The sequence below is a fragment of the Pseudovibrio sp. SCP20 genome (genome assembly GCF_057774105.1).
The window spans coordinates 1-16,907 of sequence record NZ_JBYMDH010000009.1 but is presented as its reverse complement, the minus strand read 5'-3'; the positions used below and the strand labels follow the sequence as shown (position 1 = coordinate 16,907).

General features: G+C 52.0%; 14 protein-coding genes and 1 tRNA gene. All 15 read left to right on the top strand.

Annotation, left to right across the window (positions count from 1 at the left end; translation table 11 throughout):
* On the top strand, positions 1-322 hold a 322-nt coding region (locus AC3CB2_RS23370), incomplete at its 5' end, for an EF-Tu C-terminal domain-related protein (protein ID WP_488390214.1).
* A 111-nt stretch (positions 323-433) separates the two neighbouring features.
* Positions 434-509 (top strand) — tRNA-Trp (locus AC3CB2_RS23365).
* 120 nt (positions 510-629) lie between these two features.
* On the top strand, positions 630-821 hold the full coding sequence (gene secE / locus AC3CB2_RS23360) for a preprotein translocase subunit SecE (RefSeq protein WP_008547777.1): 192 nt from the start codon (positions 630-632) through the stop codon (positions 819-821).
* 38 nt (positions 822-859) lie between these two features.
* On the top strand, positions 860-1,393 hold the full coding sequence (gene nusG / locus AC3CB2_RS23355; protein ID WP_008548007.1) for a transcription termination/antitermination protein NusG: 534 nt from the start codon (positions 860-862) through the stop codon (positions 1,391-1,393).
* A gap of 119 nt (positions 1,394-1,512) precedes the next feature.
* Positions 1,513-1,941 carry a 50S ribosomal protein L11 gene (rplK, locus tag AC3CB2_RS23350; RefSeq protein WP_008547769.1) on the top strand — a complete coding sequence of 143 codons (429 nt, stop codon included), beginning with the start codon at positions 1,513-1,515 and terminating at the stop codon, positions 1,939-1,941.
* A 6-nt stretch (positions 1,942-1,947) separates the two neighbouring features.
* The gene (gene rplA, locus AC3CB2_RS23345; protein WP_008547898.1) at positions 1,948-2,643 is read left to right on the top strand and encodes a 50S ribosomal protein L1; all 696 of its coding nucleotides are present in this window, start codon (positions 1,948-1,950) and stop codon (positions 2,641-2,643) included.
* A gap of 343 nt (positions 2,644-2,986) precedes the next feature.
* Positions 2,987-3,505 carry a 50S ribosomal protein L10 gene (gene rplJ, locus AC3CB2_RS23340; RefSeq protein ID WP_014286303.1) on the top strand — a complete coding sequence of 173 codons (519 nt, stop codon included), beginning with the start codon at positions 2,987-2,989 and terminating at the stop codon, positions 3,503-3,505.
* A gap of 60 nt (positions 3,506-3,565) precedes the next feature.
* A complete protein-coding gene (gene rplL, locus AC3CB2_RS23335; protein WP_008547926.1) occupies positions 3,566-3,937 on the top strand; it encodes a 50S ribosomal protein L7/L12 in 372 nt (123 codons plus the stop codon).
* 202 nt (positions 3,938-4,139) lie between these two features.
* Positions 4,140-8,282: a DNA-directed RNA polymerase subunit beta gene (gene rpoB / locus AC3CB2_RS23330; protein ID WP_008547999.1), complete on the top strand. Its 4,143-nt coding sequence runs from the start codon at positions 4,140-4,142 to the stop codon at positions 8,280-8,282.
* Between the two features lie 101 nt (positions 8,283-8,383).
* Positions 8,384-12,586, top strand: a complete 4,203-nt coding sequence (gene rpoC / locus AC3CB2_RS23325) for a DNA-directed RNA polymerase subunit beta' (protein WP_008547643.1) — start codon at positions 8,384-8,386, stop codon at positions 12,584-12,586.
* Positions 12,587-12,664: 78 nt separating this feature from the next.
* On the top strand, positions 12,665-13,000 hold the full coding sequence (locus AC3CB2_RS23320; RefSeq protein WP_352936775.1) for a regulator: 336 nt from the start codon (positions 12,665-12,667) through the stop codon (positions 12,998-13,000).
* 651 nt (positions 13,001-13,651) lie between these two features.
* Complete coding sequence (gene rpsL, locus AC3CB2_RS23315; RefSeq protein ID WP_008548005.1) at positions 13,652-14,023, top strand: 30S ribosomal protein S12; 372 nt, start codon at positions 13,652-13,654, stop codon at positions 14,021-14,023.
* Between the two features lie 16 nt (positions 14,024-14,039).
* Entirely contained in the window at positions 14,040-14,510 is a 471-nt protein-coding gene (gene rpsG / locus AC3CB2_RS23310) for a 30S ribosomal protein S7 (RefSeq protein ID WP_352936773.1), read from the top strand.
* Positions 14,511-14,534: 24 nt separating this feature from the next.
* Positions 14,535-16,610 (top strand): elongation factor G, encoded by a 2,076-nt coding sequence (gene fusA, locus AC3CB2_RS23305; RefSeq protein WP_352936771.1) that lies wholly within the window; start codon positions 14,535-14,537, stop codon positions 16,608-16,610.
* Positions 16,611-16,658: 48 nt separating this feature from the next.
* On the top strand, positions 16,659-16,907 hold a 249-nt coding region (locus tag AC3CB2_RS23300), incomplete at its 3' end, for a GTP-binding protein (RefSeq protein WP_352936770.1).

Here is a 16,907-nt window from a genome sequence, read left to right as displayed (position 1 = left end):
GCGTGGCCAGGTTCTGTGTAAGCCAGGTTCCGTTACTCCTCACACCAAGTTCAAAGCTGAGGCATACATCCTCACCAAAGAAGAAGGTGGTCGTCACACCCCATTCTTCACTAACTACCGTCCACAGTTCTACTTCCGTACAACTGACGTGACTGGTGTTGTTTCTCTGCCGGAAGGTACAGAAATGGTGATGCCTGGTGATAATGTTGCTGTCTCCGTTGAGCTGATCGTTCCGATCGCTATGGAAGATGGTCTGCGCTTCGCTATCCGTGAAGGTGGTCGTACCGTCGGCGCTGGTGTGGTAGCTGAAATCATCGAATAAAGACTTTTTAAGTCTTTACATATCGTGCCGCGGTGTGTATTGCGGCACGGTTCCTTCCGGCGAAACGCTTTGTTGGTAGGAAAAAGGTTTTTGTCCCGAACGGGACATTGTAGGGGTATAGCTCAGTTGGTAGAGCGACGGTCTCCAAAACCGTAGGTCGCGGGTTCGAGCCCTGCTGCCCCTGCCATCTCTTCTTATCGAGAAAAATCTTGATTAATCGAAGTTGGTGGCATATGAAGAGTTTTTCAGGGATAGGGCGCGTGGAAGAATCTACGCGCCCACCTGTCGTGTAATGGGCCGGGACCGGATGGCAAAAACCAATCCTTTTACATTTATCCAGCAAGTTCGTTCGGAAACTGCGAAGGTAACTTGGCCGACGCGTAAGGAAACTGGTGTGACCACGCTGATGGTTTTCATCATGGTTTTCCTGGCGGCGATGTTCTTTCTTGCTGCTGACCAGCTGATGAGCTGGGGTATCAGCCTAGTGCTTGGCTTTTAATAGCATTTCAGGCAATTCTAGTAGGAACAGGATTTAAGATGGCTAAGCGCTGGTATATTGTTCACGCTTATTCGAATTTCGAGCGTAAAGTTGCTGAAGCGATTAAAGAAAGAGCTCAGCAGCAGGGTCTTGAAGATTCATTTGACGAAGTTCTGGTTCCGACCGAGAAATTCGTAGAAGTACGTCGCGGTCGCAAGGTTGATTCCGAGCGCAAGTTCTTCCCAGGCTACGTTCTGGTGAAGATGGAAATGAGCGACGATGCTTATCACCTGATCAACGATACGCCGAAAGTTTCCGGCTTCCTTGGTAACGACAAGAAGCCAATGCCGATTTCTGAGGCTGAGGCGCAGCGTATTCTTAATCAGGTTCAGGAAGGTGTCGAAACTCCGAAACCTTCTGTCAGCTTTGAAGTTGGTGAACAGGTTCGCGTCAGCGATGGCCCGTTTGCTTCCTTCTCTGGTCTCGTCGAGGAAGTCGATGAGGAACGGGCACGTCTGAAAGTGACTGTGTCCATCTTCGGCCGGGCTACCCCGGTTGAGCTTGAATACGGACAGGTCGACAAAGTCGGTTAAGTCCGGGTTGGGGCGGCAGGTGAGGCGCACTTTCGTCAGTGTGCCGGAAGCCAGACCGCCCGCTCTCTTATCCAGTGAAGCGCCTTTGGTGACTTCACAGATCCATTCTGGAGAGAATTATGGCGAAAAAGATTGAAGGCTATCTAAAGCTTCAGGTGCCAGCAGGTTCTGCTACACCATCCCCACCAATTGGTCCTGCGCTGGGTCAGCGCGGTCTGAACATCATGGAATTCTGTAAGGCGTTTAACGCTAAGACCCAGGATGTTGAGAAGGGTGCTCCTTGCCCAACCACCATCACTTATTATTCCGATAAGTCTTTCACATTTGAGATCAAGACTGCTCCAGCTTCTTTCTTCATCAAGAAAGCTGCTAAGATCAAGTCTGGCTCTCAGACACCTGGTCGCGGTACTGTTGCGTCCATCACTAAAGCTCAGGTTCGTGAGATCGCTGAAGCTAAGATGAAAGACCTCAACGCTAACGACGTCGAAGCAGCAATGCTGATGATCGAAGGCTCCGCCCGTTCCATGGGTGTGGAAGTTACGGAGTAATAGATCATGGCTAAAGTAGGTAAGCGCATTAAAGCTGCTCGCGAAGGTGTAGATCGCAACAAAGAGTACGCAGTTAGCGAAGCTCTCGAGCTGATCAAGTCCAACTCCACTGCGAAGTTTGACGAGACTGTTGAAGTTGCAATCAACCTTGGTGTTGACCCACGTCACGCTGACCAGATGGTTCGTGGTGCATGTGTTCTGCCAAACGGTACCGGTAAAACCGTACGCGTTGCAGTGTTTGCTCGTGATGCGAAAGCTGACGAAGCGAAAGCTGCTGGCGCTGACATCGTTGGTGCAGAAGAGCTGGTTAAAGAAGTTCAGGGTGGTACCATCAACTTCGACACCGTGATCGCAACACCTGACATGATGCCACTGGTTGGTCGTCTTGGTAAGGTTCTTGGCCCACGCGGCATGATGCCAAACCCTAAGGTTGGCACTGTGACCCCAGACGTGACCAAGGCTGTTAAAGACGCTAAGGGTGGTTCTGTACAGTTCCGCGTTGAAAAAGCTGGTATCATCCACGCTGGCGTTGGCAAAGCTTCCTTTGAAGCTTCCAAGCTGGAAGAGAACGTAAAAGCTCTCGTTGATGCAGTGATCAAAGCTAAGCCATCTGGTGCGAAAGGTACCTACGTTAAGCGCGTAGCACTTTCATCCACGATGGGACCAGGCGTAAAGGTTGAACTCGGCTCCATTACCGAGTAAACACCTCGCCTATAAGAGTTACCTCCCGCTTTTATGTGGGAGGTTTTACCGCTGAAAGACTGTTATGGTCCTTCGGCATCCCTGTCCGAGACTGCAGGTGCCAACATTCGTTGGTTTAAGTTTTCGCTAAGAAAGGCCTGCATAGATGGAGAAGAACTGATTTGGTTGATATGCACACTTGCACTTCAACCTTGCGGTTCGAACCAAATTGCCTTGCTGCGTCTCTCCGGCGCGTAAGGGGACAGGACCCTAATCGTCGTTGTCGAGGTTGGGTTTAACCCAATTTTGATGCGGCAAAGGCAAACCGGCGGCAATGAGAATTGCTGCCAACTGGAGAAGGCAAGTGGAAAGAGCGGATAAGCAAAAGTTCGTCAGCGATTTCAACGAAGTGTTGTCTAACACTGGTGTTGCTGTCGTTGCGCACTATGCGGGCCTTTCAGTTTCTCAGATGACTCAGCTGCGTGCTGATGCTCGTGAAGCTGGCGGCACCGTAAAGGTTGCTAAAAACCGTCTTGTCAAGCTTGCCCTTCAAGGCACTGAACTCGAGCACATCAGCGACCTGTTCAAAGGCCCAACTGTCATCGTTTATTCCGATGATCCAGTTGCTGCGCCTAAGGCTGCTGCTAACTTCGCTAAGGCTAACGAAGACTTCGTAATCCTTGGTGGTGCTCTTGGTTCAACTAACCTGGACACTGCTGGTGTTAACGCACTGGCAACGATGCCGTCTCTGGACGAGCTTCGTGGCAAGCTGGTTGGAATGATCCAGACCCCAGCTTCCCGTATCGCTCAGGTTACAAGCGCACCGGCCGGGCAGCTTGCTCGCGTCTTCAATGCGTACGCCGAGAAGGACCAAGCCGCGTAAGGCGGAACCACACAATTTTTGTCAAAACCGAAAACGGTTCGAACAACAAGGTAATGAAAAATGGCTGATCTCGCAAAGATCGTAGAAGAACTCTCTGCACTGACCGTTATGGAAGCTGCTGAGCTGTCCAAAATGCTCGAAGAAGAGTGGGGCGTTTCCGCTGCTGCTCCTGTAGCTGTTGCTGCTGTTGCTGGCGGCGAAGCTGCTGCTGCTGAAGAAAAGACTGAATTCGACGTTGTCCTGGCTGACGCTGGCGCGAAGAAGATCAACGTAATTAAAGAAGTACGTGCGATCACCGGTCTTGGCCTGAAAGAAGCTAAAGAGCTCGTAGAAGGCGCTCCAAAGCCAGTTAAAGAAGGCGTAGCAAAAGACGAAGCTGAAGAGCTGAAAAAGAAGCTCGAAGAAGCTGGTGCAAAAGTAGAACTCAAGTAATCCTGAGTTCTTCAGATATTGGTCCCGGAGCAATCCGGGACCTTTTCCGTACCCTGGCGGGTTTCCCGGCCGGGGTAAACGTCCCGACGGGGGAGGGTGCCGCAAGGTGCCTTTAGTGGACGGTTCTGAGAAGCTACGTTTTCTGCCAGGTGCAGGGCGTCGTTTTTCTGAACCGTCACCTTGAGTGATACGAGGAGCGACAATGACGCAGACGTTCAACGGTCGCAAGCGGGTCCGTAAATACTTCGGATCCATCCGCGATGTAGCGGCTATGCCAAATCTTATCGAAGTGCAGAAGGCGTCTTATGACCAATTCTTGCAAGTTGATAAGGTAGAAGATAGCCGCGTTGACGAAGGCCTAGAGGCCGTATTTAAGTCCGTATTCCCCATTTCGGATTTTGCAGGCAATTCCCTTCTTGAATTCGTAGATTACGAATTTGAAGCACCAAAGTATGATGTGGAAGAGTGCCGCCAGCGTGACATGACTTACGCTGCGCCACTGAAGCTGACGCTTCGCCTCATCGTGTTTGATGTGGATGAAGATACTGGCGCAAAATCGGTTAAAGACATCAAAGAGCAAGATGTCTACATGGGCGATATTCCGTTCATGACCGATAACGGTACCTTTGTGATCAATGGTACAGAGCGCGTTATCGTGTCTCAGATGCACCGTTCCCCGGGTGTATTCTTCGACCATGACAAAGGTAAGACCCACTCTTCCGGTAAACTGCTGTTTGCCGCACGTGTGATTCCTTACCGTGGCTCTTGGCTCGATATCGAATTCGATGCAAAGGACATTGTCCACGCACGTATCGACCGCCGTCGTAAGATCCCAGTGACATCCCTGCTGATGGCGCTTGGTCTGGACAGCGAAGACATCCTGAACACCTTCTACAAGCGTATCGATTACGTTCGCTCCGGCGAGAACAGCTGGTCTGTTCCGTTTGATGGCGCTCGTCTGAAGGGCACCAAAGCCGTCAACGACATGGTTGATGCTGCTTCCGGTGAAGTGGTTGTAGAAGCTGGTAAGAAAATTACCGCTCGTACGATCCGTCAGCTGACTGAAAAGGGCGTTAAGTCCCTGAAAGGCACTGATGAGGATCTGTACGGCCAGTACCTTGCTGAAGACATTGTCGACATGGGTACCGGTGAGATCTACGCTGAAGCTGGTGAAGAGCTGACTGAAAAGCTGCTCCACGAGCTGATCGAGCGTGGCTACCACGATCTTCCTGTTCTGGATATCGACTACGTTAACGTTGGTCCTTACATCCGCAACACACTTGCAGCCGACAAGAACGATAGCCGCGAAGGTGCTCTGTTTGACATCTACCGCGTGATGCGTCCTGGTGAGCCGCCAACCCTCGAAACAGCTGAGGCTATGTTCCAGTCTCTGTTCTTCGATGCTGAGCGCTACGACCTGTCTGCTGTTGGTCGCGTGAAGATGAACATGCGTCTTGACCTTGAGTGTGAAGACACTGTTCGTGTTCTGCGTAAGGAAGACATCCTGTCTGTTATCGGTCTGCTGCTTGACCTGCGTGATGGTCGCGGCGAAATCGATGACATCGACAACCTTGGCAACCGTCGTGTTCGTTCTGTTGGCGAGCTGATGGAAAACCAGTACCGTGTTGGCCTGCTGCGCATGGAACGTGCGATCAAGGAGCGTATGAGCTCTGTTGAGATCGACACTGTGATGCCTCAGGATCTGATCAACGCAAAACCTGCTGCGGCTGCTGTGCGCGAGTTCTTCGGTTCTTCCCAGCTGTCCCAGTTCATGGACCAGACCAACCCACTCTCTGAAGTCACGCATAAGCGTCGTCTCTCAGCGCTTGGCCCAGGTGGTTTGACCCGTGAGCGCGCAGGCTTTGAGGTTCGCGACGTTCACCCAACTCACTACGGTCGTATCTGTCCGATTGAGACACCGGAAGGTCCGAACATTGGTCTGATCAACTCACTGGCGACTTTTGCGCGTGTGAACAAGTATGGTTTCATTGAGAGCCCATACCGCCGCGTGATTGACGGTAAAGTGACCAAGGACGTTGTCTATCTCTCCGCTATGGAAGAGAGCAAGTACTACGTTTCTCAGGCAAACGCTGAGATGAACGAAGATGGTAGCTTCGTGAACGACCTGGTTCAGTGTCGTCACGCAGGTGAAAACATCTTGGTCACCTCTGACCGCGTTGATCTGATGGATGTGTCTCCGAAGCAGCTGGTTTCCGTTGCTGCGTCGCTCATTCCGTTCCTTGAGAACGATGATGCGAACCGCGCGCTGATGGGCTCCAACATGATGCGTCAGGCTGTGCCGCTCGTTCGTGCGCAGGCTCCATTTGTTGGTACCGGTATGGAACCAATCGTTGCTCGTGACTCTGGTGCTGCTATCGGTGCACGTCGCGGCGGTGTGGTTGACCAGGTTGACGCAACACGTATCGTTATTCGTGCAACGGAAGATCTGGATCCTTCCAAGTCCGGCGTAGACATCTACCGCCTGATGAAGTTCCAGCGTTCCAACCAGGACACCTGTATCAACCAGCGTCCGCTGGTGAACGTGGGTGACCGGGTTCGCAAGGGCGATATCATTGCAGACGGTCCTTCGACTGATCTGGGTGATCTGGCACTTGGCCGTAACGTTATGGTCGCGTTCATGCCTTGGAACGGCTACAACTTCGAGGATTCCATCCTTCTGTCCGAGCGCATCGTTCGCGATGACGTGTTCACCTCCATCCACCTCGAAGAATTCGAAGTGATGGCGCGTGATACGAAGCTTGGCCCTGAAGAAATCACTCGCGATATTCCTAACGTTTCTGAAGAAGCGCTGAAGAACCTCGACGAAGCTGGCATCGTGTATGTTGGTGCTGAGGTGAAACCAGGCGACATTCTCGTTGGTAAGATCACTCCAAAGGGCGAAAGCCCAATGACACCAGAAGAAAAACTTCTGCGTGCGATCTTCGGTGAGAAAGCTTCTGATGTTCGTGATACATCCCTGCGTCTGTCTCCAGGTGTTGTCGGTACTGTTGTTGAAGTTCGTGTATTCAACCGCCACGGCGTTGAAAAAGACGAACGCGCAATGGCTATCGAGCGCGAAGAGATTGAACGTCTTGCGAAAGACCGTGACGACGAACAGGCAATTCTTGACCGTAACGTCTATGGCCGTTTGGCTGAGATGATCATGGGTCATGTGGCTGTTGGTGGTCCGAAGAACTTCCGCAAGGGTGTTGAGATCGACGGAAACGTTCTGAACGAGTTCCCACGTTCTCAGTGGTGGCAGTTTGCTGTCGAAGACGAGCAGTTGATGAGCGAGCTGGAAGCGCTTCGTGGTTCTTATGACGAGAGCCGTAAGCGTCTTGAGCAGCGCTTCATCGACAAGGTTGAGAAGCTGCAGCGTGGTGATGAATTGCCACCTGGCGTAATGAAGATGGTTAAGGTCTTCGTTGCGGTTAAGCGTAAGATTCAGCCAGGCGATAAGATGGCTGGTCGTCACGGTAACAAAGGTGTGGTCTCCAAGATCAACCCATGTGAAGACATGCCATTCCTCGAGGATGGTCAGCACGTGGACATTGTTCTGAACCCACTGGGCGTGCCGTCCCGTATGAACGTTGGTCAGATTCTTGAAACGCACCTTGGCTGGGCTTGTGCCGGCATGGGCCAGAAGATCGGCGAACTTTACGATGAATATCGTAAGTCTGGCGAGATCGAACAGCTCCGCGGCAAAGTTGTCGAAATCTACGGCGATAACCTGAAGGGTGAGCCGGTTAAAGAGTACGACGACGAAGGCATTGCGAAACTTGGTGAGCAGCTGCGTCATGGCGTATCCATCGCGACTCCGGTCTTCGATGGTGCACGTGAACCAGACGTTGTTGACATGCTGAACATTGCTGAGATGAAGCCATCCGGTCAGTCAACTCTGTTTGACGGACGTACCGGTGAGCAGTTCGACCGTCAGGTCACTGTTGGTTACATCTACATGCTCAAGCTTCACCACCTGGTTGACGACAAGATCCACGCGCGTTCTATCGGCCCTTACTCTCTTGTTACTCAGCAGCCGCTGGGTGGTAAGGCACAGTTCGGTGGTCAGCGCTTCGGTGAGATGGAAGTGTGGGCGCTTGAAGCTTATGGCGCAGCGTACACCTTGCAGGAAATGCTCACAGTTAAGTCTGATGACGTGGCTGGTCGTACCAAGGTTTACGAAGCAATCGTCCGGGGTGACGACACATTCGAGGCGGGCATTCCGGAGAGCTTCAACGTTCTCGTCAAGGAAATGCGTTCCCTGGGCCTCAATGTCGAGTTGCAGGATAAGGAACCGCGTCATTCGACCAATGATGACGCTGAAGCAATCGATGCCGCGGAATAAGACCTTTCAAGGTATTTCGCTGTAAGTCATGTATTCATGCCGGAAGAGGGGAGCCTGCTAACTAGCACGCTCCCCAAACCGCGCATTTTAGGAGAGAGCTGATGTCGCAAGAGGTCATGAACCTGTTCAATCAACAGGCTCCCGCACAGACCTTCGATCATATCCGCATCTCGATCGCCAGCCCGGAGAAAATTCTGTCCTGGTCGTTCGGTGAGATCAAAAAGCCGGAGACGATCAACTACAGAACTTTCAAGCCAGAGCGCGACGGGCTGTTCTGTGCTCGGATTTTCGGTCCTATCAAGGACTATGAGTGCTTGTGCGGTAAGTATAAGCGCATGAAGTATAAAGGCGTTATCTGTGAGAAGTGTGGCGTTGAAGTCACCTTGTCCCGTGTACGCCGTGAACGTATGGGCCACATTGAGCTTGCTGCTCCTGTTGCGCATATCTGGTTCCTGAAGTCGCTGCCATCCCGTATCGGCATGCTGCTGGACATGACGCTTAAGGATCTTGAGCGTATCCTGTACTTCGAGAACTACGTTGTTATTGAGCCAGGCCTTACTCCACTGAAGCTGCGTCAGCTGCTTTCTGAAGAAGAGTATGTTGCTGCTCAGGACGAATACGGTGAAGACAGCTTCACTGCTATGATCGGTGCTGAAGCGATCCGTGAGATCCTTGCAAGCATGGATCTGCAGCGTGAATCTGAAAAGATCCGTCAGGAAATCGCAGAAGCAACCACTGAGCTGAAGCCTAAGAAACTGGCGAAGCGTCTGAAGGTTGTTGAGGCGTTCATCGAGTCCGGAAACCGTCCGGAATGGATGATCCTGACTGTTGTTCCAGTCATTCCACCGGATCTTCGTCCGCTGGTTCCACTGGACGGTGGCCGTTTTGCGACGTCTGACCTGAACGATCTTTATCGTCGTGTGATCAACCGTAACAACCGTCTGAAGCGTCTCATTGAGCTGCGCGCGCCGGATATCATTATCCGTAACGAAAAGCGTATGCTTCAGGAGTCCGTGGATGCGCTGTTCGACAACGGTCGTCGTGGCCGTGTGATCCAGGGTGCAAACAAGCGTCCTCTGAAGTCCCTCTCAGACATGCTGAAGGGTAAGCAGGGTCGTTTCCGTCAGAACCTTCTTGGTAAGCGCGTGGACTATTCCGGTCGTTCCGTTATTACCGTGGGTCCTGAACTGAAGCTGCACCAGTGTGGTCTGCCTAAGAAGATGGCGCTTGAGCTGTTCAAGCCGTTCATCTACTCCCGTCTTGACGCGAAGGGCTATTCTTCCACTGTTAAACAGGCGAAGAAGCTCGTTGAAAAAGAGCGTCCGGAAGTTTGGGATATCCTTGATGAAGTGATCCGTGAGCACCCAGTTCTTCTGAACCGTGCACCTACGCTTCACCGTCTTGGTATTCAGGCATTCGAACCAACCCTGATTGAAGGTAAGGCAATCCAGCTGCACCCGCTCGTCTGTTCCGCGTTTAACGCTGACTTCGACGGTGACCAGATGGCTGTTCACGTTCCGCTTTCTCTGGAAGCGCAGCTTGAAGCCCGTACCCTTATGATGTCTACCAACAACATTCTGCACCCGGCGAACGGTGGTCCGATCATCGTGCCGTCTCAGGATATTGTTCTTGGTCTCTACTATCTGTCCATCATGGCAGAAGGTGAGCCAGGAGAAGGCATGGCCTTCGGTAACATGGGTGAGCTGCATCACGCGCTTGAGAACGGTGTTATCACTGTTCACTCCAAGATCCGTGGCCGCTTCAAGACTGTTGATGAGCTGGGCAACCCAACCTCTGAAATCTATGAGACCACTCCAGGTCGTCTGATGATTGCAGAGCTGCTGCCTAAGCACTTCGAAGTTCCGTTCGATGTCTGTAACAAGCTGATGACGAAGAAAGAAATCTCTAAGATGATCGACACGGTTTACCGTGCTTGTGGTCAGAAAGAGACAGTCATCTTCTGTGACCGCGTTATGCAGCTTGGCTTCAAGAACGCATGTCGCGCTGGTATCTCCTTCGGTAAGGATGACATGGTTATCCCTGGCACCAAGGCGAAGCTGGTTGATGACACCGCAGCGATGGTTGCTGAATACGAGCAGCAGTACAATGACGGTCTGATCACCCAGGGCGAGAAATACAACAAGGTTGTTGACGCCTGGGCGAAATGTACCGACAAAGTTGCTGATGAAATGATGGGCCGCATCTCTGCGACCGAGTTCGAAGAGGACACAGGTCGTCAGAAGCAGATGAACTCTGTTTACATGATGGCTCACTCTGGTGCTCGTGGTTCTCCAGCACAGATGAAGCAGCTCGGTGGTATGCGTGGTCTGATGGCGAAGCCAGACGGCTCCATCATCGAAAACCCGATTATCGCGAACTTTAAAGAAGGTCTGTCGGTTCTCGAGTACTTCAACTCCACCCACGGTGCCCGTAAGGGTCTTGCCGATACGGCGTTGAAGACTGCGAACTCCGGTTATCTGACCCGTCGTCTTGTTGACGTGGCGCAGGACAGCATCATTCTTGAAGTTGACTGTGGTTCCGAAGGTGGAATCACCGTTCAGCCAATCGTTGATGCTGGTAACGTGATCGCGACCCTTGGTATGCGTGTTCTGGGCCGTACGGCTGCAGAAGACGTGGTCAACAACAAGACCGGTGAAGTGATCGTTCCTAAGGGACGTTTGATTGACGAGAAGGACGTTGAGCAGATTGAAGCTGCCAAGGTTCAGATGGTCAAGATCCGCTCCGTGCTGACTTGTGAAACCAAGACTGGTGTATGTGCGACCTGTTATGGCCGTGACCTTGCACGTGGTACTCCGGTGAACATCGGTGAGGCTGTTGGTGTTATCGCTGCGCAGTCCATTGGTGAGCCTGGTACTCAGCTGACCATGCGTACGTTCCACATTGGTGGTACGGCACAGGTTGTTGACAGCTCCTTCATCGAATCCAACTTCGAAGGTACTGTGACAATCCGTAACCGCAACGTGGTTCGCGACTCTGACGGCAACAACATCGTCATGGCACGTAACATGTCTGTTGTGATTGTCGACAGTGACGGCAACGAGCGTTCTTCTCACCGTCTGACTTACGGTGGTAAGGTCTTCGTTGATGAAGGCGACACCATCAAGCGTGGTGACCGTATTTCCGAATGGGATCCATACACCCGCCCGATCCTGACCGAAGTTTCCGGTCGTGTAGGCTTCGAAGATCTGGTGGATGGTGCGTCTGTTCAGGAAACCGCCGATGAGGCGACCGGTATCACCAAGCGTGTGGTCATTGACTGGCGTTCTGCTCAGCGTAGTGCTGATCTGAAACCTGCGATGGTTGTTCAGGACGAAAACGGTAAGATCAAGAAGCTGGCTCGCGGTGGCGATGCACGTTCTCTGCTCTCCGTTGACGCAATTCTGTCCGTTCAGCCGGGCGACATGGTTTCTGCTGGTGACGTTCTTGCGCGTATTCCTCTGGAATCTGCGAAGACGAAAGACATTACCGGTGGTCTGCCACGAGTTGCGGAACTGTTCGAAGCACGTCGTCCGAAGGATCACGCGATTATCGCTGAGACCGACGGTACGATCCGCTTTGGCCGAGACTACAAAAACAAGCGCCGTATCATCATCGATCCTACCGATGAGAGCCTGGAGCCTGTTGAGTACCTCATTCCGAAGAACAAACACTTCCACCTGCAGGAAGGTGACACCATCGAGAAGGGTGAATACCTGATCGACGGTAATCCGGCACCGCATGACATTCTGGCGATTAAGGGCGTTGAGGCACTGGCTGCCTTCCTCGTCAACGAGATCCAGGAAGTTTACCGTCTGCAGGGCGTGGGCATTAACGACAAGCACATCGAAGTGATTGTTCGTCAGATGCTCCAGAAAGTTGAGATCACCGATCCGGGCGAAACAGAGTTCTTCTCTGGTGAGCAGGTTGATAAGATCGACTTCGAAGAAGCAAACCAGCGTGCAATCGATAATGCACGTGACCCTGCTAAGGGTGTTCCAGTTCTGCTGGGTATCACCAAAGCAAGCTTGCAGACTCGTTCGTTCTTCTCTGCTGCATCGTTCCAGGAGACAACTCGCGTTCTGACCGAGGCAGCTGTCTTCGGTAAGATCGATCCTCTGGATGGTCTGAAAGAGAACGTGATCGTTGGTCGTCTGATCCCAGCGGGTACAGGCGGAGCGATGAACCGCACTCGCAAGATCGCGACCCTGCGTGATGATCTCATTCAGGATGCCCGCCGTGCAGCTTCAACTGCAAACACTGCGGACTCCATGCTGGAAGATTTCAGCCGCGGCGAACAGTTCTAATGGTTCGGTAAAATACAATTCCGGTGAAGCCGCCCTTCGGGGCGGCTTTTCCATTTTGATGCGTGATTGGCGATTTAGATGAGTAAGCCGATCCGCGATGAAGGAAATAAGATGTCTGATCTGAACGAAATCGAAAACGGCGAAGACACTCCTCCAGTTGTCTACCTGATCATGGGTCGTGCCTGGAAAGAGGAAGACGGCGAAGAAGAAGATGGTGTTCCATTCCACGTCATGGTGACTGCGCCGGATGATGATGGTGCCGTTCGCCGTGCAGTGGAAGCGCTGGGTGAACAGGGTTATGCGGATGCAGCTCTGGATCAGCTCGGATATATCACTGAGGTTCCGGAGGAAGAGTTCTTCGTGCAGCCTTACAAAGATGCACTGGCGGGCAACGTCTCCGTCATCACCTTCTAAGGTGTGCCGGGCCTACGCTTTTAAGTGATGTGATCGATCCGATTTGGGATTTTTGAAAAGGAGAGGGCGACCTCTCCTTTTTTGTGTTTGGGGGAGAGGGGACAAGGCGGTGTGTTGCCGGTGCAGTATTTGCACTTAAGTGGCTAATTGAAATCCGGTTAAAGCCATAAGAATCAAATGGCTTGGGCAGGTGACGATGAGTCAGAGTAGGGATGTGCTTAACTTCCTTTTAATCTTCAGAGTCAAACTGAAATGAACACTTAAGCGCTTCCAAATTTTGGGGTCTTTTGCGAGGAAATAGCTGAAATTGCCTGAATCTTGGGATACACCGCATGAATCTGAGAGTCTTCGGCCAAGAATCTCTTGGAAGGGACTTGACGAACAGTGTCTTGATGAGTAGTTTCCGCGCAACCTTATGGCAGGCAGTAAGCAATGTCCTTCTCCTGAGGCGCCTCGCCTCGGAGTACTGAAGCTTAAACGCTGTCGGGTTCAAAGGCGAATACAAGTCGAATGCAAGACCGCGGACCTGTCCGTGGTCCTCTGGTTTCGCAGCGCCCTCCGCGGATGTTTTGTTCGTGGACTTGGTGCGCGTGCGTATGTCTACCAGAAACTGCGTCCGGTCGAAGAGCAAAAGTAGTTAAAGGGCAAATTATGCCAACGATCAACCAGTTGATCCGCAAGCCGCGCCAGGTGCCGGCTAAGCGGAACAAAGTTCCAGCGATGGAAGCATGCCCGCAGAAGCGCGGCGTGTGTACTCGCGTTTATACCACCACTCCTAAGAAGCCAAACTCAGCGCTTCGTAAAGTGGCTAAGATCCGTCTCACCAACGGTTTCGAAGTTATTGGTTACATTCCGGGTGAAGGTCACAACCTGCAAGAGCACTCCGTTGTCATGATCCGTGGTGGTCGTGTAAAGGATTTGCCAGGTGTTCGTTACCACATCATCCGCGGCGTTCTTGACACCCAGGGTGTTAAAGATCGTAAACAGCGTCGTTCCAAGTATGGCGCTAAGCGTCCGAAATAATAGGATATAGACCGATATGTCCCGCCGTCACGCCGCTGAAAAGCGCCAAGTTATTCCGGATCCAAAGTTCGGAGACATCGTCGTTACTAAGTTCATGAACGCAGTAATGCTCGATGGTAAAAAATCCACTGCAGAACGCATCGTATACGGTGCATTCGACGCGATCGAAGCTAAAGCTAAGGCTAACCCACTCGAGATGTTCCATCAGGCGCTCGAAAACGTTATGCCACAGGTAGAAGTTCGCTCCCGTCGTGTTGGTGGTGCAACCTATCAGGTTCCAGTCGAAGTTCGCGCAGAACGTCGTCAGGCACTTGCTATCCGCTGGCTGATTTCTGCAGCTCGCGGTCGTAACGAAACCACAATGGTTGGTCGTCTTTCCGGCGAACTGCTTGATGCAGCTAACAACCGTGGTAACTCCGTTAAGAAGCGCGAAGACACCCACCGGATGGCTGAAGCTAACCGTGCGTTCTCGCACTACCGTTGGTAATCTGTCTAGATAGAGGCTGACGCTATGTCACGTTCGCACAAAATTGAGGACTACCGTAACTTCGGCATCATGGCACACATTGATGCTGGTAAGACGACTACTACAGAACGTATTCTGTACTATACAGGTAAGTCCCACAAAATCGGTGAAGTTCATGATGGTGCTGCTACCATGGACTGGATGGAGCAGGAGCAGGAGCGTGGTATTACCATTACCTCTGCTGCTACCACTGCGTTCTGGAACGACAAGCGCCTGAACATCATTGACACCCCAGGCCACGTTGACTTCACCATTGAAGTTGAGCGTTCCCTGCGTGTGCTTGATGGCGCTGTTGCTCTTCTGGATGCGAATGCTGGTGTTGAACCTCAGACTGAGACCGTATGGCGTCAGGCTGACAAGTACAACGTTCCACGCATGATCTTCGTCAACAAGATGGACAAGCTCGGTGCTGATTTCTTCCGCTGTGTAGAAATGATCGAGAAGCGTCTTGGCGCGACCCCACTCTGCCTGCAGCTGCCAATCGGCGCTGAGTCCGAGTTCCAGGGTGTTGTCGATCTGCTGAAGATGAAGGCACTGGTTTGGAATGGTGAAGCTCTCGGCGCAAGCTGGGATGAGCTGGACATTCCTGCTGACCTTGCTGACCAGGCTGCTGAATACCGCGACAAGCTGGTTGAGACTGCAGTTGAAGTCGACGAAGAAGCAATGGAAGCTTACCTGGAAGGCGAAGAGCCATCCTTTGAAAAGCTTCAGGAGCTGATCCGTAAAGGTACCATCGCCGGTGAATTCGTTCCTGTGCTTTGCGGTACCGCATTTAAGAACAAAGGTGTTCAGCCTCTGCTCGACGCAGTTGTTGACTACCTGCCTTCTCCAGTTGAAGTTCCTGCTATTAAAGGCATCGACGCTAAGACTGAAGAAGAAACCGTACGTGAATCTTCTGACGAAGAGCCACTCGGTATGCTCGCATTTAAGGTAATGAACGACCCGTTCGTTGGTTCCCTGACCTTCGCTCGTATTTACTCTGGTGTTCTGACAAAAGGTTCTTCTGTCATGAATACCGTTAAAGGTAAGCGTGAGCGCGTCGGTCGTATGATGCAGATGCACTCAAATTCCCGCGATGACATTGATGTAGCTTACGCAGGCGACATCGTTGCTATCGCAGGCCTGAAGGACACCACCACTGGTGATACTCTTTGTGATCCTCTCAAGCCGGTTATCCTGGAGCGCATGGAGTTCCCTGATCCGGTTATCGAGATCGCTGTAGAGCCTAAAACCAAAGGTGACCAGGAGAAGATGGGTATCGCCCTGAACCGCCTGGCTGCTGAGGATCCGTCCTTCCGCGTTAAGACAGATGAAGAATCCGGCCAGACCATCATTGCTGGTATGGGTGAACTTCACCTGGATATCCTTGTTGATCGCATGAAGCGTGAATTCAAGGTTGAAGCAAACATCGGTGCACCTCAGGTTGCTTACCGTGAGACCATCACCAAGCCTGCAGATGTGGATTATACCCACAAGAAGCAGTCCGGTGGTACTGGTCAGTTTGCTCGCATCAAACTCTCAATCGAGCCGAATGAAATCGGTGCTGGTTTTGCGTTTGATAACACGATCGTTGGCGGTAACGTTCCTAAGGAATACATCCCTGGTGTTTCCAAAGGTATCGAATCCGTCATGTCTTCCGGTCCACTCGCTGGCTTCCCGATGGTCGACATTAAAGCGGTACTCACCGATGGTGCTTACCACGATGTTGACTCTTCTGTGCTCGCGTTTGAGATCGCAGGTCGTGCAGGTTTCCGCGAAGCTGTGGCTAAAGCAGGTCCAAAGCTTCTCGAGCCTATCATGAAGGTTGAGGTTGTCACTCCAGAAGACTATATGGGTGACGTGATTGGTGATCTGAATTCCCGTCGTGGACAGATTGCTGGTACCGAAAACCGCGGTGTCGTGACCGTTATCACTGCTATGGTTCCGCTGGCTAACATGTTTGGCTACGTAAACAACCTACGTTCCATGTCCCAAGGACGTGCGCAGTATTCCATGGTGTTCGATCATTACGACCAAGTCCCGCAGGCTGTTGCTGACGAGGTTATGGCGAAATACGCCTAACCTCACCACAATTAGTCAAAGGGATTCAAGAGAGAACGGAGAGATCCGATGGCAAAAGAAAAATTTGAACGTAATAAGCCGCACGTCAACATCGGCACAATCGGCCACGTTGATCACGGCAAAACTACGCTGACTGCTGCGATCACCAAACAGTTTGGTGACTTTAAAGCATATGACGAAATCGATGGTGCTCCTGAAGAGCGCGCACGTGGTATCACCATTTCCACAGCGCACGTTGAGTACGAAACCGACGCTCGTCACTACGCACACGTTGACTGCCCAGGCCACGCTGACTAT